Source organism: Streptomyces globisporus C-1027 (genome assembly GCF_000261345.2).
GTDB lineage: Bacteria > Actinomycetota > Actinomycetes > Streptomycetales > Streptomycetaceae > Streptomyces > Streptomyces pakalii.
Window position 1 is genome coordinate 6,154,929 of the sequence record NZ_CP013738.1, and the last position, 24,759, is coordinate 6,179,687.

Below are 24,759 nucleotides of genomic sequence, written 5' to 3' on the forward strand. Positions count from 1 at the left end.
CCGACGGCACGGCAGAGGGCCCCGGATGCCTGGACAGCATCCGGGGCCCTGTGGCGTACGGCTCAGACGCCGGCGGCGCCGACCTGTACGCCGTGCTCGGCGGCGAGACGGTGCAGATCGTCCAGCTCGCCCTGCTCGACATCCGCGAGGAAGTCGTCGCCGTCCTCGCGCGCCCGCGTGAGGTCGGACTCGGTCGTCTTGATGCGTTGCAGCAGACCTGCGGTGAAAGCGTCCATGATGCGCCCCCTCATCGTGGGTCGGTGGCACGGGGGTGTGCCCGGGATACCCCCGGCCGGGGAGCCGGAGGAGCGGGTGATCGCGCCGCCGCTCCGAGGAAAAAGGGCGGACCGTGGCATGCCACGGGACAGGCGTGATCGCGGGTGTGAAGCCCTCTTCCCCATGCCGCAGCTCAGAGAAACCTCAACTGGCCCGGGAAACCGACCGTTTCCCCGCGGAAGGCCGCCGGAAGGCCCGGCCCGCCGCCGTCTTACCGCCGGTTTATGCGCGTTGAGGGCAGGATGGAGGTACACGGTCGGCCCGGCTGCCCGTGTCCGAGCGGCCCCGCGTGGGCCGCTCGCTCTGTGAACCCGACGAAGGACCGAAGGAAGGACTGCGCCGTGCGCGTACTCGTCGTCGAGGACGAGCAGCTGCTCGCCGATGCGGTGGCCACCGGACTGCGCCGGGAGGCCATGGCCGTCGACGTCGTCTACGACGGTGCCGCGGCCCTGGAGCGCATCGGGGTCAACGACTACGACGTCGTCGTGCTGGACCGGGACCTCCCGGTGGTGCACGGGGACGACGTCTGCCGCAAGATCGTCGAACTCGGCATGCCCACCCGGGTGCTCATGCTCACCGCCTCCGGCGACGTCAGCGACCGGGTCGAGGGCCTGGAGCTGGGTGCCGACGACTATCTGCCCAAGCCCTTCGCCTTCAGCGAGCTGACCGCCCGGGTGCGCGCGCTGGGCCGCCGTACGACGGTGGCGCTGCCGCCCGTCCTGGAGCGCGCCGGCATCAAGCTCGACCCGAACCGCCGCGAGGTCTTCCGCGACGACGTGGAGATCCAGCTGGCACCGAAGGAGTTCGCGGTGCTGGAGGTCCTCATGCGCAGCGAGGGCGCGGTCGTCTCGGCCGAGCAGCTGCTGGAGAAGGCCTGGGACGAGAACACCGACCCCTTCACCAACGTGGTGCGGGTCACGGTGATGACCCTCCGCCGCAAGCTCGGCGAACCACCCGTCATCGTCACCGTGCCGGGCTCCGGATACCGGATCTGAGGACCATGGCCACCACACCGGAGCCGCCCGCGGCGCCACCGAAGCCCACCTGGGAGCCCAAGCAGCCGGACCCCCCGTACCCCTGGCTGCGCCCGACCATCCGGATACGGCTCACGCTGCTGTACGGCGGGATGTTCCTGATCGCGGGCATCGTGCTGCTGTCGATCATCTACATGCTGGCCGCGCAGGCGCTCCACGTCGGCAGCGAGCTGCCGTTCGAGATCGTCAGCGGCAAGGTCACCAGCGAGATCTGCGGTCTGCCCACCAACGCCAGCCCGGACGCCTTCAACGCCGCGATGAATGCCTGCGTCAACAACCAGCGCAAGGCGGCCCTGGACACTCTGCTCAATCGCTCGCTCCTCGCCCTGGTCGGTCTCAGCGTGATGGCCTTCGCCTTCGGTTACGCCATGGCCGGACGCGTCCTGTCCCCGCTCGGCCGCATCACCCGGACCGCGCGCCGGGTCGCCGGCACCGACCTCACCCGGCGGATCGAGCTGGACGGCCCGGACGACGAGCTGAAGGAGCTGGCGGACACCTTCGACGACATGCTGGACCGGCTGGAGCGGGCCTTCACCGCACAGCAGCGGTTCGTCGGCAACGCCTCGCACGAACTGCGCACCCCGCTGGCTATCAACCGCACCCTGCTGGAGGTACATATCTCCGACCCGGAGGCCCCGCCGGAGCTCCACCAGCTCGGCAAGACCCTCCTGGCCACCAACGAGCGCAGCGAGCAGCTGGTCGAGGGCCTGCTGCTGCTGGCCCGCAGCGACAACCAGATCGTCGAGCGCAAACCGGTCGACCTGGCGGAGGTCGCCGAGCGCGCCATCGACCAGACCCGGGCGGAGGCGCTGGCCAGCAAGGTCGAGATCCGCGGCGAGCGGGAATCGGCCACGGTGCAGGGCAACGGCGTCCTGCTGGAGCGGATCGCGCTGAACCTCGTGCAGAACGCCGTGCGCTACAACGTGCCCGAAAACGGCTGGGTGGAGGTCACCACCGAGGTGTCGGACGGGCAGGCCCTGCTCGTCGTCTCCAACACCGGCCCGGTGGTCCCGGCGTACGAGATCGACAACCTCTTCGAGCCCTTCAGAAGGCTGCGTACGGAGCGCACGGGCAGCGACAAGGGGGTCGGGCTCGGCCTGTCGATCGCGCGATCCGTCGCGCGGGCCCACGGAGGCCGTATCATCGCGGAGCCCCGCGAGGGCGGTGGTCTCGTGATGCGCGTCACTCTGCCGGTCTGAGGGGCTGCACGATGTGACTCCGCACCGAATCTTCATGTTCGCTTTGGGCGGAATTTTCAGGACCCGTTCCCGGGCGGGTCGTGTGTGATCGATCACAGGGGCGATTTTCCGTCCATCTACTCTCCGTGATCACGACTCTGTCGGAAAGCCGGTAATCGTCCGGGTTTTCAGGGATCGTTATCACGGGAAGTACACGGGGTGGCGCCCGTGAACTGCGCAGTCGGGACCGTGTACGGTCCCCATCGCCACCCAAGCCGAGCCTCGCCGAGGCGGCCGGTTGGGTGTCGATTGAGTAACAGACCTTGATGTGAGGCAAAATCTCCGCCTCAGGTCGGGCACAAGTCCGGCCTCTCACGCGTTACGTGCGCTGAGACACCTAGACACCCAAGAGGGGGAGAGCGACATGGCAACGGATTACGACACCCCACGCAAGACCGACGACGACGTGGACCAGGACAGCCTCGAAGAGCTCAAGGCGCGTCGGAGCGACAAGACGGCCTCCGCCGTCGACGTCGACGAGTTCGACGCGGCCGAGGGCCTCGAGCTGCCCGGCGCGGACCTCTCCAACGAGGAGCTGGCCGTCCGGGTGCTGCCCAAGCAGGCCGACGAGTTCACCTGCATGAGCTGCTTCCTGGTGCACCACCGCAGCCAGCTGGCCCGCGAGAAGAACGGTCAGCCCATCTGCCGCGACTGCGACTGAGGTCGAGTCGGCCGTGGCAGGCGAGACACCGTTCCGGAAGCGGCGCCCCTGGCGTCGGCACGGCCAGCAGGCACCACAGGACGGTACCGGCGGCACAGGCCCGGCAGAAGGCGGTCACGCGCCTGCCGAGCGGTCCGCCGCCCCGCCGGATCACTCCGGCGGTTCCGACGACGAGCGAGGCCGTTCGGCCTCGCTCGAAGTGGCCGGGTCGGCAGCACTGCCGGACCTGGCCGCGCGGCAGCGAGAGCAGGACCGGGCGGAGCCCCAGGCCGGGGGCCGCCTGCACGCAGTGAAACGGGGCGTACGCAAGAGCGGGGAGAGCGCGAAGGCACTGGCCGCACAGCTGGCCGACCGCATCATCGACACGGCTCCACGCGTGCCGGTGCGCGACCTCGCCACCCTGCGCAGGCAGTTTCCAGGCCTCGGGCCCGAGGAGCTGGCCGACAAGCTGGTCACGGGAGCCTGCCGGGGCACCGCGACCGTCGGCGCCGGTATCGGGGCCGCCGCGATGATGCCCGTACCGCCCGCGATGCTCGCCGAGCTGGCGGCGGAGGTCACCGGCGTCGCCGCGATCGAGATGAAGCTCGTCGCCGAGCTCCACGAGGTCTACGGCCGCAGGCCCCCGGGCAATCTCGGCCAGCGCAGCACCGCGTATCTGACCTCGTGGACCGAGGAGCGCGGCATCGACGTCACCCGGCCCACCACGCTCAACGCCGCCCTAGGCGGCCAGATGAAGCGTGAGCTGCGCCAGCAGATCATGAAGCGCATGGCGCGCAATCTGCCCAACCTGATCCCGTTCATGATCGGCGCCGCCGTCGGCGCCACGATGAACCGCCGCGACACCCGCAAGCTCGCCGACCGGGTCAGGGACGACCTGCGCAAGGACCAGATCCCCTGGGACCGGCTGCCCGCGCTGCCGCCGCTGGAGCAGCCGCTGAACCCGGCCGAGCTGCCCAAGGAGATCGAGGGCCCCTGAGGGAGGGCCCCCGGCCGGTCCGGCGAACGGCTCAGGCGGTCCTGGCGCCGCTCAGCGCCGCCGCCAGGCCTCGCGGGTCCCGGGTGGACAGGTAGACGTACGGAGTCGGGTCCTCCGGGTCCGTGACCTCCACGCGCACCGCCGTCTCCACATAGCCGCGCAGCAGCATGAACGCACGGGCGTCCGCCTTGTGCGTGCGCCACGCCCGCGCCTCCTCCGCGTCCAGCACCTCGGGCTCACCGAGCGCCGACAGCGGGATCCGGGCCTCGCCGGCGACCAGGGACCCCGCCACCACCCGGATCCGGGCCGAGCCGTAGCCGCTCACCACGAGGGCCGCCGCGGCCGTCCCGCCGACCAGCCCCGCGAGCATCGGCAGGGTGCCCAGCGGCAGCAGCATCAGAGCACAGGCGACACCGACCCCGAAGGCGATGAACCACCAGGAGCGGGGCGCGGTGAGACGTTCGTCGAAGGGCGGGGCGGAAGGCTGCATGTCACCAAGCTTGGCACGGCGCGACCGGCACACCGCCGCGCGGGTAAGGTCTGCGCCTGTGAGTGGAACATCAGCAGCTCTGACACCCCCGGCCGACGCTGTCGCGCCGGTCCGGCACCCCGACGCGCCGGCCCCCGGCGAGCTCCTCGGGGCGCACTACGAACACTGTTTCGGCTGCGGCGGGGGACAGCCGCACGGACTGCACCTGATGGCGCGCGCCGGTGAAGGCGTGAGCGTCACCGCCGAGTTCACCGTGCAGCCCGCCCACCAGGGCGCTCCCGGCCTCGCCCACGGAGGCGTCCTCGCCACGGCGCTGGACGAGACGCTCGGCTCGCTGAACTGGCTGCTGCGCACGATCGCGGTGACCGGACGGCTGGAGACCGACTTCGTCCGCCCCGTCCCCGTGGACACCGTGCTGCACCTCGACGCCCGGATCACCGCTGTGCACGGGCGCAAGATCTACTCCACCGCCACCGGCCGGATCGGCGGCCCCGAAGGCCCCGTCGCGGTCCGTGCCGACGCCCTCTTCATCGAGGTCAAGGTCGACCACTTCATCGACAACGGCAGGCCCGCCGAGATCCAGGCCGCCATGTCCGACCCCGACCAGGTCCGGCGCGCCCGCGCCTTCGAGGTGAACCCGTGACCCGCAACCCCGTCGACGTACTGATCCGCCGGACCGACCCGGATGTGCCGATTCCGGCGTACGGGCACCCGGGCGACGCCGGTGCCGACCTGGTGACCACCGAGGCCGCCGAAGTCGCCCCCGGCGAGCGCGTGGTGCTGCCCACCGGGGTCTCGATCGCCCTGCCCGACGGGTACGCCGCGTTCGTGCACCCGCGCTCCGGCCTCGCAGCCCGCTGCGGAGTGGCCCTCGTGAATGCCCCAGGGACGGTTGATGCCGGGTACCGTGGGGAGATCAAGGTGATCGTGGTCAACCTCGATCCACGCGAGAGCGTGCGATTCGAACGGTTCGACCGGATTGCCCAACTGGTTGTCCAGCAGGTCGAGAAGGTGCGCTTCCACGAGGTGGCGGAACTTCCCGGCTCGGCGCGGGCCGAAGGGGGCTTCGGGTCCACCGGCGGCCACGCGTCGGTGGACGGCGCCGAGGGCGGGATCACCCACGGTGGGAACAGCTACGCTTCGGTCGTATCCGACCGGGAAGGACAGTGACGTGTTCGGACGTCGCAAGAAGAGTGGTTCCGCCGAGGACGCGGCGGACGAGGTGCGCGAGGCCGAGCAGGTCGCCGACGAGCCCGAGGACGGCGCTGCCGCCGCCGGGGGCTCTCGTCGGATGAATCTTCCGCCGGCCCCCCGGCCGGACGGACCCTGGGACAGCACCGAGGTCTCCCAGCCCGGCGAGGGCCGGGTCGACCTGGGCGGCATCTTCGTCCCCGGGGTCGAGGGCATGGAACTGCGCGTAGAGGTGGCCGGGGACGCGATCGTCGCCGCCACCGTGGTGCTGCGCGACAGCGCGGTCCAGCTGCAGGCCTTCGCCGCCCCCAAGAAGGAGGGCATCTGGGGCGAGGTCCGCGACGAGATCGCCTCGGGCATCACCCAGCAGGGCGGCGTCATCGACGAGGTCGAGGGACCGCTGGGCTGGGAGCTGCGCGCGCAGGTCCCCGTACAGCTCCCGGACGGCACGGGCGGGGTGCAGCTCGTGCGCTTCGTCGGCGTCGACGGTCCCCGCTGGTTCCTGCGCGGAGTGATCTCCGGCCAGGGCGCCGTCCAGCCGGAGGCCGCCGGACTGCTGGAGACGATCTTCCGGGACACCGTGGTCGTCCGCGGCGACGGCCCGATGGCCCCCCGCGACCCGATCGTCCTCAAGCTCCCCAACGACGCCCAGATGGTGCCCGAGGGCGTGCAGCAGGAGGACCAGGAGAGCTCCCGGTTCTCCGGCGGCATGGGCCAGCTCCAGCGCGGCCCCGAGATCACCGAGGTCCGCTAGCGGCACCTTCCGGTACTCCACAGCGACGGCCGGTGGGCCGCACCCCTTCCCGGGTGCGGCCCACCGGCCGTCGCACGTACCGGCCCCGGCCATTGCCCGGCCGTGTGCCCTACACACATACTTGGCGGGCGACGACGCGGGTCAGACGCGGGCCATGTACGTACGACGGGGGAGCAGCATGACCGAGAGCACCAGCGGGCAGTCCGGCACGGCCCTCGCCGAGGGCCCGGCCCGCAGCGCCATGGTCACGGTCGAGGACCTGCACCGCTCGTACGGCAGCGGAGCGGCGGCCGTGCACGCCCTGCGCGGCGTCTCCTTCGAGATCCCGCGCGGCGAGCTGGTCGCGCTCAAGGGCCGTTCCGGCTCCGGCAAGACCACCCTGCTCAACCTGGTCGGCGGCCTGGACACCCCCGACAGCGGCCGGATCACCGTCGACGGCACCGAGCTGGCGGGCCTCGGCGAGAAGGGCCTGCTGGAGCTGCGCCGGGACCGGGTCGGCTTCATCTTCCAGTCCTTCGGCCTCATCCCGATCCTGACCGCCGCCGAGAACGTCGGCGTACCGCTCCGGCTGCGCAAGGCCGACCCGGCCGAGCGCGACGAACGGGTCGCCCTGCTGCTCTCCCTCGTCGGCCTCGCCGACCACGCCGAGCAGCGCCCCGGAGAGCTCTCCGGAGGCCAGCAGCAGCGCGTCGCCATCGCCCGCGCCCTCGCCAACCGCCCCGCCCTCCTGATCGCCGACGAGCCCACCGGGCAGCTCGACGCCGAGACCGGGCTCGCCGTGATGGAGCTGCTCCGCGCGGTCGTCCGCAGCGAGAACGTCACCGCCCTCGTCGCCACCCACGACCCCCAGCTGCTGGGCCTCGCGGACCGGGTCCTGGAGCTGAGCGACGGCCATATCGTCGAACAGGGCTGAGTCCCCGCTCCCGCACTTCCGGCCTTCCCGGCGCGCATCAGAGTTCCGTCAATACGCCCCTCACCTGCACTCCCGGGACCGAACCACGGCTCACGGCGGAGTAGCGTCGATGGCGGCAGCCGCACCGGGCGCGCCACCGGCCCTCCGCAGGACAGGGCCGGACGGAAGAAGACAATGGGGCCATGGGACGCGGCATACTCCGGATCTACCTGGGCGCGGCACCGGGCGTCGGCAAGACGTACGCGATGCTCTCCGAGGCGCACCGCCGGGTCGAGCGCGGCACCGACTGCGTGGTGGCCTTCGTGGAGCACCACGCCCGCCCGCGTACCGAGGTGCTGCTGCACGGCCTGGAGCAGGTCAGGCGCAGCGAGATCAGCTACCGAGGCGCCGTCTTCACCGAGATGGACGTCGACGCCGTCCTGGAGCGCGCCCCGGCCGTGGCCCTGGTCGACGAGCTCGCCCACACCAACGTCCCCGGCTCCCGCAACGCCAAGCGCTGGCAGGACGTCGAGGAGCTGCTCAAGGCCGGCATCGACGTCATATCCACGGTCAACATCCAGCACCTGGAGTCACTCGGCGACGTCGTCGAGTCGATCACCGGCGTCCGGCAGCGCGAGACGGTCCCCGACGAGGTGGTCCGCCGGGCCGACCAGATCGAGCTGGTCGACATGTCGCCCCAGGCGCTGCGTCGCCGGATGGCGCACGGCAACATCTACCAGCCCGACAAGATGGACGCCGCCCTCTCGAACTACTTCCGCCCCGGCAACCTCACCGCCCTGCGCGAGCTGGCCCTGCTGTGGACCGCCGACCGGGTCGACGAGTACCTCCAGCAGTACCGGGGCGAGCACAACATCCGCACCACCTGGCAGGCCCGCGAACGCATCGTCGTCGGGCTGACCGGCGGGCCCGAGGGCCGCACCCTCATCCGCCGTGCCTCCCGGATGGCGGCCAAGGGCTCCGGCAGCGAGATCCTCGCCGTGTACATCGCCCGCAGCGACGGCCTGACCTCGGCCTCCCCGAAGGAGCTGACCGTCCAGCGGACCCTGGTCGAGGACCTCGGCGGCACCTTCCACCACGTCATCGGCGACGACATACCGGCCGCCCTGCTGGAGTTCGCGCGGGGCGTCAACGCGACCCAGATCGTGCTGGGCTCCAGCCGCCGCAAGACCTGGCAGTACATCTACGGCCCCGGGGTCGGCGCGACCGTCGCCCGCGAGTCCGGACCCGACCTCGACGTCCACATCGTCACGCACGGAGAGGTGGCCAAGGGCCGCGGCCTGCCCATCGCCCGCGGCGCCCGGCTCGGCCGCGCCCGGATCATCTGGGGCTGGCTCGTCGGCGTCGTCGGCCCCGTCCTGCTCGCGGTGGTCCTGCGCTCCATGGAGGACGCTCCCGGCCTCGCCAACGACGTCCTGCTCTTCCTCTTCCTGACGGTGGCCGCCGCCCTGCTCGGCGGCCTGAGACCCGCGCTGGCCTCGGCGGCCGTCGGCTGCCTGCTGCTGAACTACTGGTTCACCCCGCCGACCCGCACCCTGACCGTCCAGGACCCGGAGAACCTCGTCGCCATCGTGATCTTCTTCGCGGTGGCGGTGGCGGTCTCCTCCGTGGTCGACCTGGCGGCCCGGCGCACCCACCAGGCCGCCCGGCTGCGCGCCGAGTCGGAGATCCTCTCCTTCCTGGCCGGCAGCGTGCTGCGCGGCGAGACCGCCCTGGACGCCCTGCTGGAACGGGTCCGCGAGACCTTCGCCATGGAGTCCGTCGCCCTGCTGGAGCGCAGCAGCGACGTCGAGCCGTGGACCTGCGCCGGGTCCGTCGGACCGGCCCCGGTCGCCCGCCCCGACGACGCCGACGTGGACATGCCGGTCGGCGACAACCTGGCCCTCGCGCTCTCCGGCCGGGTGCTGCCCGCCGAGGACCGCCGGGTGCTCGGCGCGTTCGCCGCCCAGGCAGCCGTCGTCCTGGACCGCCAGCGCCTGGTCGGGGAGGCCGAGCAGGCCCGCAGACTTGCCGAGGGCAACCGGATCAGGACCGCCCTGCTAGCCGCGGTCAGCCACGACCTGCGCACCCCGCTGGCCGCCATCAAGGCCGCCGTCAGCTCGCTGCGCTCCGACGACGTCGCCTGGTCCGACGAGGACGAGGCGGAGCTGCTGGAAGGCATCGAGGACGGCGCGGACCGGCTGGACCACCTCGTCGGCAACCTGCTGGACATGTCCCGTCTCCAGACCGGCACCGTGACCCCCCTGATCCGCGAGATCGACCTCGACGAGGTGGTCCCCATGGCGCTCGGCGGCGTCCCCGAGGGCAGCGTCGACCTCGACATCCCCGAGACGCTGCCGATGGTCGCCGTCGATCCCGGGCTCCTGGAGCGGGTCGTCGCCAACATCGTCGAGAACGCCGTCAAGTACAACCCGGGCCGGGAGCCCGTCGCCGTGGCCGCCAGCGCACTCGGCGGCCGGGTCGAGCTGCGGGTTGTGGACCGGGGCCGGGGCGTCCCCGACGAGGCCAAGGAACGCATCTTCGAGCCCTTCCAGCGGTACGGGGACGCCCCGCGCGGCGCCGGAGTGGGGCTCGGCCTCGCCGTCTCCCGGGGCTTCGCCGAGGCCATGGGCGGCACGCTGGACGCCGAGGACACCCCGGGCGGCGGGCTGACCATGGTCCTGACCCTCGCCGCGGCACCGGGCGGCGTCCGGGCCGACCCCGAGCTTCCGGCCCAGGTCACCTCATGACCCACCTCCGGGCGCACCCCGGCCCGCCCCGACGTGTTCCCCAGCTCCTCCCCGTACAACCCGGGCAGCCAGTGCAGCCCGTACAGCCCGCACAGCAGAAAGGCAGGTCCGCGATGACCAGGGTGCTTGTGGTCGACGACGAGCCGCAGATCGTCCGCGCCCTCGTGATCAACCTGAAGGCCCGCCAGTACGAGGTCGACGCCGCGCCCGACGGGGCGACCGCCCTCCAGCTCGCCGCCGCCCGCCACCCCGATGTCGTCCTCCTCGACCTCGGGCTGCCCGACATGGACGGGGTCGAGGTGATCAGGGGCCTGCGCGGCTGGACCCGGGTCCCGATCCTGGTCCTCTCCGCGCGGCAGACCTCCGACGAGAAGGTGGAGGCGCTGGACGCCGGGGCCGACGACTACGTCACCAAACCGTTCGGCATGGACGAGCTGCTGGCCCGGCTCCGCGCCTCCGTACGCCGGGCGGAGCCGGTCGGCCAGGAGGGCGGCACCGAGGACATCGCCCTCGTCGAGACCGCCGACTTCACCGTCGACCTGGCGGCGAAGAAGGTGCACCGGGGAGGCCGCGACGTACGCCTCACCCCCACCGAATGGCACCTGCTGGAGGTCCTCGTCCGCAACGCGGGCCGCCTGGTCAGCCAGAAACAGCTCCTCCAGGAGGTCTGGGGCCCCTCCTACGGCACCGAGACCAACTATCTGCGCGTCTACATGGCCCAGCTGCGCCGCAAGCTGGAGGCGGACCCCTCGCACCCCCGCCACTTCGTCACCGAACCGGGCATGGGGTACCGGTTCGAGCGCGACTGACCCCGCACCGGCTCACCCTTTCGAGTGATCATCGCGGCCCCGCGTGTACCACCCGCAGGACCGGTACTCTTCGGGTATGAGTGCTGTTTCCCGATCCGAGAAAGCCGGGAAGGCCGGGAAGGCGGCGAAGCCTTCCGGGCGCTTCCGCCGTATGCTCGACCGGCTCTCCAGTTCCCAGGAGGACCTGGAGTCCCAGGAGCTGCGGGAGGACGCGCAGGCCACCGGGTGCACCCGGATCTCCGAGTGCTCCGACCGGCAGATCGTGAAGGTGGCTGGTACGTTGCGGACCGTCACCCTCCGCCCCCGGGCCGGAGTGCCCGCCCTGGAGGCGGAGCTCTTCGACGGCACCGAGCCGCTGGACGTGGTCTGGCTCGGCCGTCGCTCCATCGTCGGGATAGAGCCCGGCCGCAGGATCATCGCCTCGGGGCGGGTTGCCATGAGCCACGGCCGCCGGGTGCTGTTCAACCCCACATACGAACTCCGACCGCTCGGCAAGGAGTAGCCGGTGACGTCTCTCGACAAGCCGACGTCCGACACGGACCAGCCCCACCGCACCGACCCGCAGCACACCGGCGGGAGGCACGCCGCCCAGCAGGACGCGGAGTCGAAGACCGTCACCGAGGCCGCCCTCTTCGAGGCCTTCGGCGGGGTGCGCGGCATGGTGGAGACAGTCCTCCCCGGGCTGCTCTTCGTCACGATATTCACCATCAACAAGAACCTGAACGCCTCGGCCATCGCGGCCCTGGCGGTGTCCCTGGTCCTCGTCGTCGTCCGGCTGATCCGCCGGGACACCGTCAAGCACGCCTTCAGCGGCGTCTTCGGGGTGGCCTTCGGCGTCCTCTTCGCGAAGATGACGGGCGACGCCAAGGACTTCTATCTGCCGGGCATGCTCTACACCCTGGGCCTGTCGGTCGCCTACATCGCCACCGCCGCCGCCGGCGTACCCCTGATCGGTCTGATCCTCGGTCCGGTCTTCAAGGAGAACCTCTCCTGGCGGACCCGTAACCCGGGCCGGAAGAAGGCCTACACCAAGGCCAGCTACGCCTGGGGCTTCATCCTGCTGGCCAAGTGCGCGATCCTCTTCCCGCTCTACTGGTGGGCCGACACCACCCAGTTCGGCTGGGTGCTCATCGCGCTGAAGATCCCGCCGTTCCTGCTCGCGGTCTACCTGACCTGGATCTTCCTCGCGAAGGCGCCGCCGCCCATCGACGTCTTCGCCGAGATGGAGGCCGAGGAACAGGCCGAGAAGGAGCGCAAGGCGCAGGCCGCCGCAGCGGTCCGCGACCCGGAGGCCTGACCTCCGCACGCTGCACGAGAAGGGGCCCGGAACCGCTGAGCGGTTCCGGGCCCCTTCGCAGGGTGGATCGCTCAGTCGTCCTCGGGACTCCGCCGGACCGACAGCAGATCCTCCAACTGCTCCTCGCGCGCCTGGGCGGCCACGAACAGCAGTTCGTCCCCGGCCTCCAGGGACTCCTCGGGGCTCGGCGTCAGCACCCGCGTACCCCGGATGATCGTCACCAGCGAGGTGTCCGCGGGCCAGGCCACATCCCCGACCCGGATGCCGGCCAGCGCCGACTCCGGCGGCAGGGTCAGCTCCACCAGGTTGGCGTCGCCGTGGCTGAAGCGCAGCAGCCGGACCAGATCACCGACGCTCACCGCCTCCTCGACCAGGGCCGACATCAGACGCGGCGTCGAGACGGCGACGTCCACGCCCCAGGACTCGTTGAACAGCCACTCGTTCTTCGGGTTGTTCACCCGGGCCACCACGCGCGGCACGCCGTACTCGGTCTTGGCGAGCAGCGAGACGACCAGGTTCACCTTGTCGTCCCCGGTCGCGGCGATCACCACGTTGCACCGCTGCAGCGCCGCCTCGTCCAGCGACGTGATCTCACAGGCGTCCGCGAGCAGCCACTCGGCCATCGGCACCCGCTCCACCGAGATGGCGGTCGGCGCCTTGTCGATCAGCAGCACCTCGTGCCCGTTCTCCAGCAGCTCGGCGGCGATGGAGCGGCCCACCGCGCCCGCCCCGGCAATCGACACACGCATCAGTGACCGTCCTCCTCGGGACCCTGGGCGAAGGCCTCTTCGACCTGGGCGATCTCGTCCGTACGCATCATCACGTGGACCAGGTCGCCTTCCTGGAGGACAGTCTGCGAGGTCGGCAGTATGGCCTCGCCCAACCGGGTGAGGAAGGCCACCCGGACCCCCGTCTCCTCCTGGAGCGTGCTGATCTTGTGCCCGATCCAGGACGGCGTCGTGTGCACCTCGGCGAGCTGCACGCCCCCGCTCGGATCGCGCCACAGCGGCTCCGCGCCCGACGGCAGCAGCCGCCGCAGCATCTGGTCCGCCGTCCAGCGCACCGTCGCCACGGTGGGGATGCCGAGGCGCTGGTAGACCTCGGCGCGCCGGGGGTCGTAGATGCGCGCCGCGACGTTCTCGATGGAGAACATCTCGCGGGCCACCCGGGCCGCGATGATGTTGGAGTTGTCGCCGCTGCTGACCGCGGCGAACGCCCCGGCGTCCTCGATCCCCGCCTCGCGGAGGGTGTCCTGGTCGAAGCCGACCCCGGTGACCCGGCGACCGCCGAACCCTGACCCGAGACGGCGGAACGCCGTCGGGTCCTGGTCGATCACCGCGACGGTGTGCCCCTGCTGTTCGAGGGTCTGCGCGAGAGCGGCACCGACGCGCCCGCAGCCCATGATGACGATGTGCACTGTGCGCCTACCCCGCCGTCCTGGTCATCCGGCTGACCTGCGAAAACACGCTGCTCACACTTCTCTCTCGGCTTGCTGGGCAAACAAGGCGGCACACACCCGCGGTGTGGCCCGAAGACGAGCTTAAGCGCCGGGGAGGTCACTCCCTCATCCGCGTGTCCGCATCCGCGCGCACTCCGGTAAAGGAAAAGCAAAACAGGGAGAACGGGTGCAAGGATCGCGTTAAAGAATGCAGCGGTGTTCTCCTCCGACCGCAGGAGATTGCGGGGCCACGTCGAAAGGCCGTGCGTTTCGGCCACGGGCTCCGCTTACGATCCTCTGCGTGTCCAAACTGACCGACCTGCCCAAACGGATCCTGATCGGGCGAGCGCTGCGCAGCGACAAGCTCGGGGAGACCCTGCTCCCCAAGCGCATCGCGCTGCCCGTCTTCGCGTCCGACCCGTTGTCCTCGGTGGCGTACGCACCCGGAGAAGTCCTCCTCGTGCTGTCCATCGCGGGGGTGTCGGCGTACCACTTCAGCCCCTGGATCGCCGTCGCGGTCGTCGTCCTCATGTTCACGGTCGTCGCCTCCTACCGGCAGAACGTCCACGCCTACCCGAGCGGCGGCGGCGACTACGAGGTCGCGACCACCAACCTCGGCCCCAGGGCCGGACTGACCGTCGCCAGCGCCCTGCTCGTCGACTACGTCCTCACCGTCGCCGTGTCGATCTCCTCCGGCGTCGAGAACCTCGGCTCCGCGATCCCGTTCGTCATCGAGCACAAGACGCTCTGCGCCATCGGCGCCATCGTCCTGCTCACCCTGATGAATCTGCGCGGAGTGAAGGAGTCGGGGAAGCTCTTCGCCATCCCCACTTATCTCTTCGTGGCCGGCGTCTTCCTGATGATCCTGTGGGGCGCCTTCCGCGGACTGATCCTCGGCGACACGATGCACGCCCCCACCTCCGACCTGGAGATCAAGCCCGAACACGAGGGGCTGGCCGGCTTCGCGCTCGTCTTCCTGCTCCTGCGGGCGTTCTCCTCCGGCTGCGCCGCCCTCACCGGCGTCGAGGCGATCAGCAACGGGGTGCCCGCGTTCCGGAAGCCGAAGAGCGGCAACGCCGCGACGACCCTCGCCCTGATGGGCCTGTTCGCCGTCACCATGTTCTGCGGCATCATCGGGCTGGCCCTGGTCACCGACGTCAAGATGGCCGAGAACCCGGCCGTCGACCTGATCCGCGACGGTGTCCCGGTCGGCGCGGGCTTCACCCAGGACCCGGTCATCGCCCAGGTGGCCGAGGCGGTCTTCGGCCACGGCTCCTTCCTCTTCATGGTCCTCGCGGCCGCCACCGCGCTGGTCCTCTTCCTGGCCGCGAACACCGCGTACAACGGCTTCCCGCTGCTCGGCTCGATCCTCGCCCAGGACCGCTACCTGCCGCGCCAGCTCCACACCCGCGGCGACCGCCTCGCCTTCTCCAACGGCATCGTGCTGCTGGCGGGCGCCGCGATGCTGCTCGTCGGGATCTACGGAGCCGACTCCACGAAGCTGATCCAGCTCTACATCGTCGGGGTGTTCGTCTCCTTCACCCTCAGCCAGACCGGCATGGTGCGGCACTGGAACCGGCTGCTCGCCGATGAACGGGACCAGGCCAGGCGCCGCCACATGATCCGCTCCCGCGCCATCAACGCGTTCGGCGCGTTCTTCTGCGGCGTGGTCCTGGTGATCGTCCTGGCCACCAAGTTCACCCACGGCGCCTGGGTGGCCCTGCTCGGCATGGTCATCTTCTACGGCACGATGACCGCGATCCGGAAGCACTACGACCGGGTCGCCGCCGAGATCGCCCCCGACGAGACCCCCGCCGACGAGAGCGTGCGCCCCTCCCGCGTCCACGCCATCGTCCTCGTCTCCAAGCTCCACCGCCCCACGCTGCGCGCCCTCGCGTACGCCCAGCTGATCCGCGCCGACCAGTTGGAGGCGCTCTCCATCAGCGTCGACCCGGACGAGACGAAGGCACTGCGCGAGGACTGGGAGCGGCGCGCCATCAACGTCCCCCTCAAGATCCTCGACTCGCCCTACCGCGAGGTGACCCGCCCGGTCATCGAGTACGTGAAGGGCCTGCGCCGCCAGAGCCCGCGCGACGTGATCAGCGTCTACATCCCCGAGTACGTGGTCGGGCACTGGTACGAGCACCTGCTGCACAACCAGAGCGCCCTGCGGCTGAAGGGCCGGCTGCTCTTCACGCCCGGCGTCATGGTGACCTCCGTCCCGTACCAGCTGCAGTCCTCGGAGGCGGCGAAGAAGCGGGCCCGCAAGCGCGCGGACTGGAGCGCTCCGGGGTCGGTGCGCCGGGGCCCGGTGGAGCGGGGGAACCGCAAGGGATGAGGGCGGGGGAGGACGGGGACAGACGGAGAGGCGTGGGCCCGAACGTGGTAACCACCCTCACCAGTCCCACGTAGACTGGTGGGCTGTTGTCCGGCAGCAGTTCGACGCCCACCCTCTTCCTCCCCTTCCTCCCTGGAGCCTCCCCTCATGCAGAACGAACCCACGTCGTCGCTGGTCGGGGAGGAGTACGAGGTCGAGGTCGGCCCCGTCGCACACGGCGGCCACTGCATCGCCCGGACCGCTGAGAACCAGGTGCTCTTCGTCCGCCACACGCTTCCCGGCGAGAAGATCATCGCCAAGGTGACGGACGGCGACACGGACTCGCGTTTCCTGCGCGCCGACGCCGTACGCATCCTCGAACCGTCCAAGGACCGCGTCGAGGCGCCCTGCCCGTACGCGGGCCCCGGCATGTGCGGCGGCTGCGACTGGCAGCACGCGAAGCCGGGCGCGCAGCGCAGGCTCAAGGGCGAGGTGATCGCCGAGCAGCTCCAGCGCCTGGCGGGCCTGACCCCCGAGGAGGCCGGCTGGGACGGCACGGTGATGCCGGCGGACGGCGACAAGCTCCCGGCGGGCGAGGTGCCGGCCTGGCGCACCCGCGTCCAGTACGCCATCGACGCCGACGGCCGGGCGGGCCTGCGCAAGCACCGCTCGCACGACGTGCAGCCGATCGACCACTGCCTGATCGCGGCGCCGGGCGTCTCGGAGCTGGGCGTCGAGAAGCGGGAGTGGCCGCAGATCGCCGCGGTGGAGGCCATCACCGCCACCGGCTCGAACGACCGCCAGGTCATCCTCACCCCGAAGCCCGGCGGCCGGCTCCCCCTGGTCGAGCTGGACAAGCCGGTCTCCGTACTCCGCGTCGACGAGAAGGACGGCGGCGTCCACCGCGTCCACGGCCGCGCCTTCGTCCGCGAACGCGCCGACGACCGCACGTACCGCGTCGGCTCCGGCGGCTTCTGGCAGGTCCACCCGCAGGCGGCCAACACCCTGGTCCGCGCGGTCATGCAGGGCCTGCTGCCCCGCAAGAACGACACGGCCCTCGACCTCTACTGCGGCGTCGGCCTCTTCGCCGGCGCCATCGGCCAGCGCCTCGGCGAGAAGGGCGCCGTCCTCGGCATCGAGTCCGGCAAGCGCGCGGTCGAGGACGCCCGCCACAACCTGAAGGACCTGGACCGGATCCGCATCGAACACGGCAAGGTCGACCAGGTCCTGCCCCGAACGGGCATCACGGAGTGCGACCTGATCGTCCTGGACCCGCCGCGCGCGGGCGCGGGCAAGCAGGTGGTCAAGCACCTGTCGGGCCTGGGCGCCCGCAAGATCGCCTACGTTGCGTGCGACCCGGCGGCTCTGGCCCGGGACCTGGCGTACTTCCGGGAGGGCGGGTACCGGGTGCGGACGCTGCGGGCGTTCGATCTGTTTCCGATGACGCATCATGTGGAGTGCGTGGCGATTCTGGAGCCGGCTGGGAAGGGTCGCTGACCTGAGGTTTGTGAGGGTGGGGCTGAGATTCGAAGTCTTTCCCTGGAGGAAACAGTTCGAGGCGTGATGGCCTGGCTCTGTGGGCTCTGGCCTCGGCTTTTCCGGCGCAGCGGCTGATTGTCGCCTGGTCTGCGGATGGGGTGCCCTGGAAGTCGTGACGCTGAAACGACGCTCGTTCTGACGGGCTTGCAGGTGGGGTCGTACGTGGCCACGGGTGGCTTTCAACGGGTGTCGGCCCCCGTACAGCAGATGTCGAACCAGATCCTCGGCGGCCGTGACACGGCCGAGGCGCCGCGCGCATAGGAGGCAGGCTCTCGGCGCCGGAGGTCCGCAGACTCGGCGAGGAGGCGCTACCCGCGCTTCCGTCCGCCTACGACGACTGCGGCGCAGTCGATGACCTGCTGGCCGTCGCCGCCCGGGAGAAGCAGTTGGCCCCCAGGCTTGAACTCGCCCATGCGGAATGGATCTCCCGGACCGCTGCACATCTGGTGGCTGGCGTCGAGGATGCAGCGAGGTCGGGCTTTGCGCAGGAGGAGTTCTCGCGGGCCTCACCGGCCGAGGCCCGGCGGGCGTGGCAGAGGTGGCAGCGATGCCCCAAGGAGAGGCGAAGAGACCTGGGGCGGAAGCGGAACTCACGCTGCCAGGATCGGAGTTCACATCCCCCATTCGAGCCGCATTCCCGACGGTGCCGGAGGACTGGTGGAGACCGTCGTCAACTGCCCTCTGTGGATGGATCCGGTCGCCCACGGCGGGACCCCGATGAACCGTGCGTTGCAGTACGCGGAGGGGCTCGTCGCCGGCTGGACCGAGCGGTATCCGGCCGGATTCCCGCCCATCGTCATCAACCTGACGGACGGCGAGTCGACCGACGGCGACCCCACCGCGGCCGCTGAGGCCGTCACCTCCCACGCCACAGCGGACGGAGCAGCGCTGCTGTTCAACCTGCATGTCTCCGCCGCAGGCGGTACACCGACCGCGTTCCCCGACTTGGCGGACACCCTTCCGGACAGTTATGCCCGGACCCTGTTCAGCATGTCCAGCCCGCTGCCGAGCCACATGCGCTCGTACGCGGCCTCGCAGGGGCAGCGGGTCAGCGAGACAACTCGCGGTTTCGTCTACAACGCCGACATCACCACGGTCGTCCAGTTCCTCGACATCGGCACCCGGGCCACCGAACTGCGGTGACGACCTCCACTTCCTGCGTGTACGTCACGCACCTGGTGGCCCCCAAGAAGGGAAGCACGGCAGCGGAATGTGAGGACGCCGTGGCCGTGCTTCCCGGGTATCCGCACGATCACATGCTGCAGGAGCCATTCGCGGCAGGTGTCTGCGACGGAGCCACGGAAAGCGCACTGGCCAAGGACTGGGCCAGGCTGCTGTCCCGTGCCGCGGCCGAGCACGCGATGGTGTTGCCGGACGCGCTCGCGGGCGGAACCGCCTTCGAGCAGTTCGCAGCGGCCGTGGTGGCCCGGTGGGATCCCTGGCTGGCCGACTACACACTGGCTCGCCAGGCAGAAGAGCGTCCACTGAAGTGGTACGAGCACACCAAGCTCGCGGAGGGTGCCTACGCGACGCTGCTCACGGTGCGCGTCGACCCGGAGAGCGGAGCCCACGACGGCGAAGCGGCACCGTCCTGGCGGTGGCGTGCCGCTGCGCTGGGGGACAGCTGCTTGTTCCACCTGCGCGACAACCAGCTGATACAGACGTTCCCGGTGTCGGCCGTCGAGGAATTCGGCACCACTCCCGATCTCTTCGGCAGCCGCAACCGTGACGCCGCGCTACTTGCCGACCGCACGAGATTCACCGGAGGGAACTGTTGCCCGGGGGACCGCCTGCTTCTGATGACGGATGCCCTGGCCGCTTGGCTCATGTCGGCTCCGGACCAGGCCGACGCCGTCGGCCAGCTCCTGGAGTACGCCGGGCCCGATGACCTGGACGATTTCAACAACTGGCTGAACGGGTTACGGGACAGCCGGCAGTTGCGCAACGACGATGTGGCACTCGTACGGATCGATTTCGAGGGACGGTGAACACGGGCCCGGCCGCCGGTTCGCAGCGCCGGTTTCCCAGCGGCGCCGAGTACGCGGAAGCCCTGCAGCACACCCAGCTGTGCTTCCACCATCCGGAACTCAGGGGCGCCCGGCCCGAGTTGACCGGACTCGGCCTGCCGCGCCCCATCTCCGGCGCCTTCGCCAGCGTCTTTTCCCTGACCTCGCCCTCATCGGGCCGCCGGTACGCGGTCAAATGCTTCACCCGTCACGTCCCGGACCAGGAACGCCGGTACGAGGCCATCAGCACCCGACTCGCCCTGCTCGATCCGGCGGAGCTCTCCCAGCCGTGGAACCTCGGCTTCGAGTACCTTCCCGACGCCATTAGCGTCGGGCGGGAACGCTACCCGGTCCTCAAGATGGAGTGGGCCGAGGCCGTCACCCTGTCCTCCTGGCTCGACGACAACCACGCGGACCGGATCGCCGTCGATCGCCTGGCCGACCGGTTCGAGGAACTGACCCGGGACCTGGCGAACCACCAGATTGCCCATGGTGATCTGCAGCACGGCAACCTGCTCGTGGCGAGTGACGACACTTTGCGGCTGGTCGACTACGACGGCATGTACGTCCCGGCACTGGCTGGCCTGGGCGGGACCGAGCGAGGGCACCGGAACTATCAGTCGCCCCTACGAGGGAACGACGACTTCGGAGTGGACATTGACCGGTTCTCGGCTTGGGTCATCTTCCTCTCGTTGAAGGCGATCGCCTCCGAACCGGCCCTGTGGTCCCGGTTGCACGAGCCCAGCGGCGAGTTTCTCCTGCTCACCGAGGACGATTTCACGAGCCCGGCCGGGTCCGCACGACTGCAGACACTGCTCACTCATCCCGACCGCATGGTGAGCGGACTCGCCGACCAGGTGCGGACTCTAGCCTGCCAGCCCCTGGACATGCTGCCGCCGCTCACCCTGGCCGTGCCCAGGCAGCGCCAAGCCGCAACGGTCATCACGGACAATGCTGTTCACAGCGGAGCCGCCGCCGCAGGTACGGGCGGTCTGCCCGGCTGGATGGCGGGACACGTCACCTCTACGGTGTCGCCCCCGCAGCCCGCGCCCTCGGTCGTCTCACCGGACAGATTCCAGGTCAGGACGCTGCTGGATGTCGTGGTAGCCGTTGTCTGGCCCCTGATGCTGGCAGTGACCGTACTGGCCCTTGTTGTGGGCCTCTCGACAGTCCCTTTCGGTCCGGCAGTCCCGGTGCTCGCCGCCGCCGCGTTTTCGGTGTTCGGGCGGGCTCGCCGCATTGAACGGGCTCAGAAACGGGCCGTTCTCTCCGGGCTCACAGCAGAATTGGACCAGCTCGACGACCCGGCCAAGGCCGAGCGGAAGCTACGCAAGGACCGGGCGAAGCTCGACGCCGCAGAGACGAAGCGCACCGCGGACCACCCACGAGAACAGAGCAAGCTCACCGCGAGCTACCACGGCGAGCTCCAGCAGATCGAGAAGCGCAGGATCCGTAAGCGGCAGGAGTTGGACAAAAAGATCGCCGGGCTTTCAGCGGAGCGAGGGAAAGAATTACGAACGGCGCTTGCCGCCCGGCAGTCCGCCTACGTGAGGGACCGTCTCGGACGACAGCTGATCGCCCAGAATCCGCCATACGGCATCGGACCGAAGCTGGCCGCGCGACTTGCGGCAGCAGGAGTCCGTACCGCAGCCGACTTCACCGGATGCCGAACCGTGCACAATGCGCACAACAATAGTGTCGGTGCCCAACTGGTGCTCAGCAACGGCCGCCGTATCGACGTCCAGGGCATCGGTGAGACCAAGGCCATCGCGCTCGATGCCTGGCGCAGACAACTGGTCGCCGCTGCCGAAGCCGGTCAGCCCACCGCGCTCACCGCACAAGAACGGCACTCGATCGACCAGGGCATCGAGGTCCGGCGCAGTCGCCTCACCGCTGAACTCCGCTCCGTGGACGCGGCAGCTGAAGCCTCACGGACGAAGGCACAGAAGGAGCTGGAGGACGGCCAGGCGCGGCTCACCCGGGAGAACACCCTGGCCGGCGAGCGGGCCCGCAGACAGCGGCAGGAGTTCAGTCGGCGCGCGGTTACGCTCCAGCAGGTCAGTGCGCGCCATGCGGCGCTGACCTCCGCTGTGGAGACTGCTGAGGCACACCGGCGCAGGCTGTCCCTCACGCGATACCTGCGATTCCCCTACACCGGTCGCTGAACCGAGCCCCTGGAATGCGCGATGTCGCATCCACGGTCGACCTCGTGCTCGATACGGTCGAAGGCGCGCATCGCTACGGAAATGGGATCGCAGTGGCTCAGACCGTGGAGGAGCGCACAGTGATGTCCGGAGGGGGCGGGCTCCATCGGAAGCCTTTCTCGTGGAGGAGGGGCTTAGCCTCGGCGTTTCAGTTGGAGCTGGTGGGCGGCCGCCGGTGTAGCGCGTGGACTCCGTTGCCGTGAGCAGCGGCGTCGGGGGTGCGGGATTGGCCGGATCTGGGTTCGCTCACGCTTATACATCAGTCTGGTACATACGCTATCCTTGGTACATGTCTATGAAGCGGACCAACGTCTATGCGGACCCAGAGGACCTCGCCATCATCAAGGAGGCCGCCAAGCGGCGCGGCATAAGCGAGGCAGAGATCATCCGGCAGGGCATCCACCTCGCGGCCATGGCGAACCGTGTCTGGGGCGAGCCTCTCTTCTCCCGTACTTTCGAGGGTGCCGGTCGCACCCTCGGCAAGAGCGAGGTGCGCGACACTGTGGCCGACGCCGTACGCCGCGAGACCGAGGCCGGTACTGGCGCGTGATCATCGTCATCGCGGACACCTCCGGGCTCCTCGCGGCCCTCGACTCCAACCACCCCGAGCATCAAGCGTCCAATGAAGCGATCATGGCCGCCGGCCTGCTGGTGATGTCACCCCTGCTGCTTGCGGAGATCGATCACGTAGCCACCCGTGAACTCGGCCGTGAGGCTGCGCTCAGCGCGGTCGACGACATCCGGACCTGGATGCGGCGCGGTCGCATCGCTCTCCCTGAGATCACAGAGGACCACCTGGGAGTCGCCCAGTCCGTGCGTGCCCGTTACCGGGGCCTCGACCTCGATCTGGCCGACGCTGTGAATGTGGCCCTAGCAGCCGATTACGACACCGATGCCGTTCTCACTCTCGACCGCCGCGATTTCCGTGCGGTGCGCCCGCTCGGCCGCCACAAGGCGTTCCGGGTGCTCCCGGACGATCTTCCTCTGTGAAGCTGGCGGCCTACGCCTGAGGCGTCGTCTTCGTCGGCCGTGACGCTCATTTGACGCTCAGGGCGTCCTCAAGAAGGGATGCGAGCCAGAAAAGCGCTTCTGACCTGGGGTTTCTGGATCCCGTCCGGGCCGACACCTTTCCGATGACGCATCATGTGGAGTGCGTGGCGATTCTGGAGCCTGCTGAGAAGGGCCGCTGACCTGCTGTTTTAGCGAGTGTGCGTTACGGGCGATATCTCGACGCATGTTCGACGCGCGTGACGCACGCTTGACGCATGAACTGATGGAGCATCAGGCGTTTCTGTGCCCAGGTGGCGATCCGTCAGGTGTGGTCTGTGGGTCTCTGGTCCTGCTGACTTTGGGGCCGAGGGTGAGCCCGGTTCGCGGACGGCTTCACGGTGGCGAGGTACGGCTCAAGATCTGCGCGCTGGGGTGCGGCGGAGGGGGTAGCTTCGGCGCCGAGGCGGCTTTGGTGAGTTGCTGAAGGTGGGCGTTTGTGAACGCGAGCCACTCCTCGATCTCGGTCTTTCCCTGCCCGGGTGGCAGGGATGCGCTGTGGTCGCGTACTGCTGTGACGAATTCGGTCAGGCGCTTGGCTTCTGCCATGCGTCTGTCTGTTTTCCGAGGTGCTGGACACGATAGGCGTGTGCGGCATGGGCTAGGCGTAAGGCGTTCTTCCGTGCTGAGCTGCCTCCTGGGCTTGCTGGTCTGCGTGACGACTGTGTTGCCGTTGTCGGGCTGCCCGACTGCTGGTCACGGAGGCGCCGCGCCGGCTGCTCGTCCGTCCTGCCGAGTTGCTTGTCCAAAGTATGCCCGTTCGCCATGTACTCGTTGGCGGCGAGGTTCAGGTCGTGGTCGCCGTTCGAATCGATCTTCAGCCAGACCTTCGAGTTCTTGAATTCCTGCAGGCCGGGATGCCGAAGCAGCGTGAACGAGCGACGGCGACCTCGAACTTGGGTGTACTCCGGAATGCTGTGTCCAGCGGCCCTCGCAGACCCTCCCCGCGCGTGGTGAGAGGAGAGGTCCCGTACACGTCGGTCGAACCACCGGAACCACCGCCGCGCCGTGATCAACGGGCCCCTGTCCCGGATCCGGTGCGGTGTTCCCGCCCTCGGGGGCCCCCGCCCTTGGAGGCCCCCCCGCCCTCACCCCGGCTGCCAGACGCGGGACAGAGCCGTCGCCGTGAGCACTTCCTCGGGCGGGCCCTGGCCGGTCAGCCGTCCGTCGGCCAGGAGCAGGCAGGCGTCGGCCGAGCGGGCGGCCTCCAGGTCGTGGGTGGCCTGGACGACGGTCGTGCCGTCGGCGACCAGGTCCGTCAGCAGGGCCGTGATCCGGTTCCGGGCCTCGGGGTCGAGTCCGGTCGTCGGCTCGTCCAGGAGCAGCAGGTCGGACTGCTGGGCCAGGCCCTGGGCGATCAGTACGCGTTGGCGTTGCCCGCCGGAAAGCTCGCCGAGCTGGCGGCCGGCGAGTTCGGCGACGCCCAGGCGTTCCATGGCGGAGTCGACCACGGTCCGGTCCTTCCGGGACAGCCGTCGCCAGAGGCCCCGCTCTCCCCAGCGGCCCATCTCGACGGTCTGTCGTGCGGTGAGGGGGAGTGCGTCGCCGACGGCGCCGCGCTGCGGGACGAATGCCGGTGGGCTGCCCTCCGCGTACCGGAGCCGTCCTGATGTGGCATCGATCACTCCGGCGAGCACGCCGAGCAGCGTGGACTTGCCGCTGCCGTTCGGTCCGACCAGCGCGGTCATCGCCAACGCCGGTATGAACGCAGTGAGTTGGTGGAGTACCTGGCGGCCGGGATAGCCCGCGTTCAGCTCGTGGAAACGGACGCGCTCTCTCCGTCGTTCGTCGCCGGGCGAAGCCGCCCCCTTGTTATTGAACATGATTGTCATTGTAGTGTCAT

General features: G+C 69.9%; 25 protein-coding genes. 19 read left to right on the forward strand and 6 right to left on the reverse strand.

From position 1 onward, the window contains the following. Positions 1–62: 62 nt before the first annotated feature. Positions 63–236, reverse strand: coding sequence for a hypothetical protein (locus WQO_RS36475; RefSeq protein ID WP_010063409.1), 174 nt, complete (start codon positions 234–236; stop codon positions 63–65). 381 nt (positions 237–617) lie between these two features. Here WQO_RS36475 and WQO_RS27155 point away from each other — a divergent pair, with 381 nt between their 5' ends. The 4 genes from WQO_RS27155 (at position 618) to WQO_RS27170 (ending at position 4,185) form a co-directional block, all read left to right on the forward strand. After that, positions 618–1,271 (forward strand): response regulator transcription factor, encoded by a 654-nt coding sequence (locus WQO_RS27155; protein ID WP_010063408.1) that lies wholly within the window; start codon positions 618–620, stop codon positions 1,269–1,271. 5 nt (positions 1,272–1,276) lie between these two features. Beyond that, positions 1,277–2,509, forward strand: coding sequence for a sensor histidine kinase (locus tag WQO_RS27160; RefSeq protein ID WP_010063406.1), 1,233 nt, complete (start codon positions 1,277–1,279; stop codon positions 2,507–2,509). A 403-nt stretch (positions 2,510–2,912) separates the two neighbouring features. After that, positions 2,913–3,209, forward strand: coding sequence for a DUF4193 domain-containing protein (locus tag WQO_RS27165; protein ID WP_003965732.1), 297 nt, complete (start codon positions 2,913–2,915; stop codon positions 3,207–3,209). 13 nt (positions 3,210–3,222) lie between these two features. Next, complete coding sequence (locus WQO_RS27170) at positions 3,223–4,185, forward strand: hypothetical protein (protein WP_058954117.1); 963 nt, start codon at positions 3,223–3,225, stop codon at positions 4,183–4,185. 31 nt (positions 4,186–4,216) lie between these two features. Here the strand turns inward: WQO_RS27170 and WQO_RS27175 are convergent, their stop codons facing one another. Next, positions 4,217–4,675 (reverse strand): DUF3093 domain-containing protein, encoded by a 459-nt coding sequence (locus WQO_RS27175; protein ID WP_010063403.1) that lies wholly within the window; start codon positions 4,673–4,675, stop codon positions 4,217–4,219. A 58-nt stretch (positions 4,676–4,733) separates the two neighbouring features. Between WQO_RS27175 and WQO_RS27180 the strand changes: the two genes are divergently transcribed. The 8 genes from WQO_RS27180 to WQO_RS27215 all read left to right on the forward strand — a co-directional run bounded on the left by WQO_RS27180 (position 4,734) and on the right by WQO_RS27215 (position 12,365). Continuing rightward, positions 4,734–5,318 carry a PaaI family thioesterase gene (locus WQO_RS27180; RefSeq protein ID WP_029182603.1) on the forward strand — a complete coding sequence of 195 codons (585 nt, stop codon included), beginning with the start codon at positions 4,734–4,736 and terminating at the stop codon, positions 5,316–5,318. Next, positions 5,315–5,845 (forward strand): dUTP diphosphatase, encoded by a 531-nt coding sequence (gene dut / locus WQO_RS27185; RefSeq protein WP_010063401.1) that lies wholly within the window; start codon positions 5,315–5,317, stop codon positions 5,843–5,845. Before WQO_RS27180 ends, dut begins: the two co-directional genes overlap by 4 nt. 1 nt (position 5,846) lies before the next feature. Next, positions 5,847–6,620 carry a DUF3710 domain-containing protein gene (locus WQO_RS27190; RefSeq protein WP_010063399.1) on the forward strand — a complete coding sequence of 258 codons (774 nt, stop codon included), beginning with the start codon at positions 5,847–5,849 and terminating at the stop codon, positions 6,618–6,620. 178 nt (positions 6,621–6,798) lie between these two features. After that, entirely contained in the window at positions 6,799–7,533 is a 735-nt protein-coding gene (locus WQO_RS27195; RefSeq protein WP_010063398.1) for an ABC transporter ATP-binding protein, read from the forward strand. A gap of 182 nt (positions 7,534–7,715) precedes the next feature. Continuing rightward, entirely contained in the window at positions 7,716–10,259 is a 2,544-nt protein-coding gene (locus WQO_RS27200) for a sensor histidine kinase (RefSeq protein WP_058954118.1), read from the forward strand. A 113-nt stretch (positions 10,260–10,372) separates the two neighbouring features. Further along, the gene (locus tag WQO_RS27205) at positions 10,373–11,068 is read left to right on the forward strand and encodes a response regulator (RefSeq protein ID WP_010059600.1); all 696 of its coding nucleotides are present in this window, start codon (positions 10,373–10,375) and stop codon (positions 11,066–11,068) included. Positions 11,069–11,144: 76 nt separating this feature from the next. Then, positions 11,145–11,570 (forward strand): OB-fold nucleic acid binding domain-containing protein, encoded by a 426-nt coding sequence (locus tag WQO_RS27210; RefSeq protein WP_179255748.1) that lies wholly within the window; start codon positions 11,145–11,147, stop codon positions 11,568–11,570. A 3-nt stretch (positions 11,571–11,573) separates the two neighbouring features. After that, positions 11,574–12,365 (forward strand): DUF3159 domain-containing protein, encoded by a 792-nt coding sequence (locus tag WQO_RS27215; RefSeq protein ID WP_010059598.1) that lies wholly within the window; start codon positions 11,574–11,576, stop codon positions 12,363–12,365. 71 nt (positions 12,366–12,436) lie between these two features. On the opposite strand, the gene WQO_RS27220 is transcribed toward WQO_RS27215, so the two are convergent. Then, complete coding sequence (locus tag WQO_RS27220) at positions 12,437–13,114, reverse strand: potassium channel family protein (RefSeq protein ID WP_010059597.1); 678 nt, start codon at positions 13,112–13,114, stop codon at positions 12,437–12,439. After that, complete coding sequence (locus WQO_RS27225) at positions 13,114–13,782, reverse strand: potassium channel family protein (protein WP_010059595.1); 669 nt, start codon at positions 13,780–13,782, stop codon at positions 13,114–13,116. The genes WQO_RS27220 and WQO_RS27225 overlap by 1 nt, the downstream gene beginning before the upstream one ends. Positions 13,783–14,104: 322 nt before the next feature. Between WQO_RS27225 and WQO_RS27230 the strand changes: the two genes are divergently transcribed. The 7 genes from WQO_RS27230 (at position 14,105) to WQO_RS27260 (ending at position 22,859) form a co-directional block, all read left to right on the forward strand. Further along, positions 14,105–16,141, forward strand: coding sequence for an APC family permease (locus WQO_RS27230; RefSeq protein WP_010059593.1), 2,037 nt, complete (start codon positions 14,105–14,107; stop codon positions 16,139–16,141). Between the two features lie 147 nt (positions 16,142–16,288). Beyond that, positions 16,289–17,617, forward strand: a complete 1,329-nt coding sequence (locus WQO_RS27235) for a class I SAM-dependent RNA methyltransferase (protein ID WP_010059591.1) — start codon at positions 16,289–16,291, stop codon at positions 17,615–17,617. Positions 17,618–18,316: 699 nt separating this feature from the next. Further along, complete coding sequence (locus tag WQO_RS27240; protein WP_010059589.1) at positions 18,317–18,802, forward strand: vWA domain-containing protein; 486 nt, start codon at positions 18,317–18,319, stop codon at positions 18,800–18,802. Positions 18,803–18,819: 17 nt separating this feature from the next. Beyond that, on the forward strand, positions 18,820–19,647 hold the full coding sequence (locus WQO_RS27245; RefSeq protein ID WP_237274170.1) for a hypothetical protein: 828 nt from the start codon (positions 18,820–18,822) through the stop codon (positions 19,645–19,647). Then, on the forward strand, positions 19,644–21,830 hold the full coding sequence (locus WQO_RS27250; RefSeq protein ID WP_010059586.1) for a protein kinase family protein: 2,187 nt from the start codon (positions 19,644–19,646) through the stop codon (positions 21,828–21,830). Before WQO_RS27245 ends, WQO_RS27250 begins: the two co-directional genes overlap by 4 nt. Before the next feature lie 328 nt (positions 21,831–22,158). Further along, entirely contained in the window at positions 22,159–22,419 is a 261-nt protein-coding gene (locus tag WQO_RS27255; RefSeq protein WP_029182195.1) for a ribbon-helix-helix domain-containing protein, read from the forward strand. After that, on the forward strand, positions 22,416–22,859 hold the full coding sequence (locus tag WQO_RS27260; protein ID WP_010059582.1) for a PIN domain-containing protein: 444 nt from the start codon (positions 22,416–22,418) through the stop codon (positions 22,857–22,859). Before WQO_RS27255 ends, WQO_RS27260 begins: the two co-directional genes overlap by 4 nt. Before the next feature lie 393 nt (positions 22,860–23,252). Here the strand turns inward: WQO_RS27260 and WQO_RS35370 are convergent, their stop codons facing one another. Further along, positions 23,253–23,465: a hypothetical protein gene (locus WQO_RS35370; protein ID WP_193407235.1), complete on the reverse strand. Its 213-nt coding sequence runs from the start codon at positions 23,463–23,465 to the stop codon at positions 23,253–23,255. Positions 23,466–24,004: 539 nt separating this feature from the next. After that, on the reverse strand, positions 24,005–24,748 hold the full coding sequence (gene aztA / locus WQO_RS27265) for a zinc ABC transporter ATP-binding protein AztA (RefSeq protein ID WP_079055601.1): 744 nt from the start codon (positions 24,746–24,748) through the stop codon (positions 24,005–24,007). Positions 24,749–24,759 lie beyond the last annotated feature (11 nt).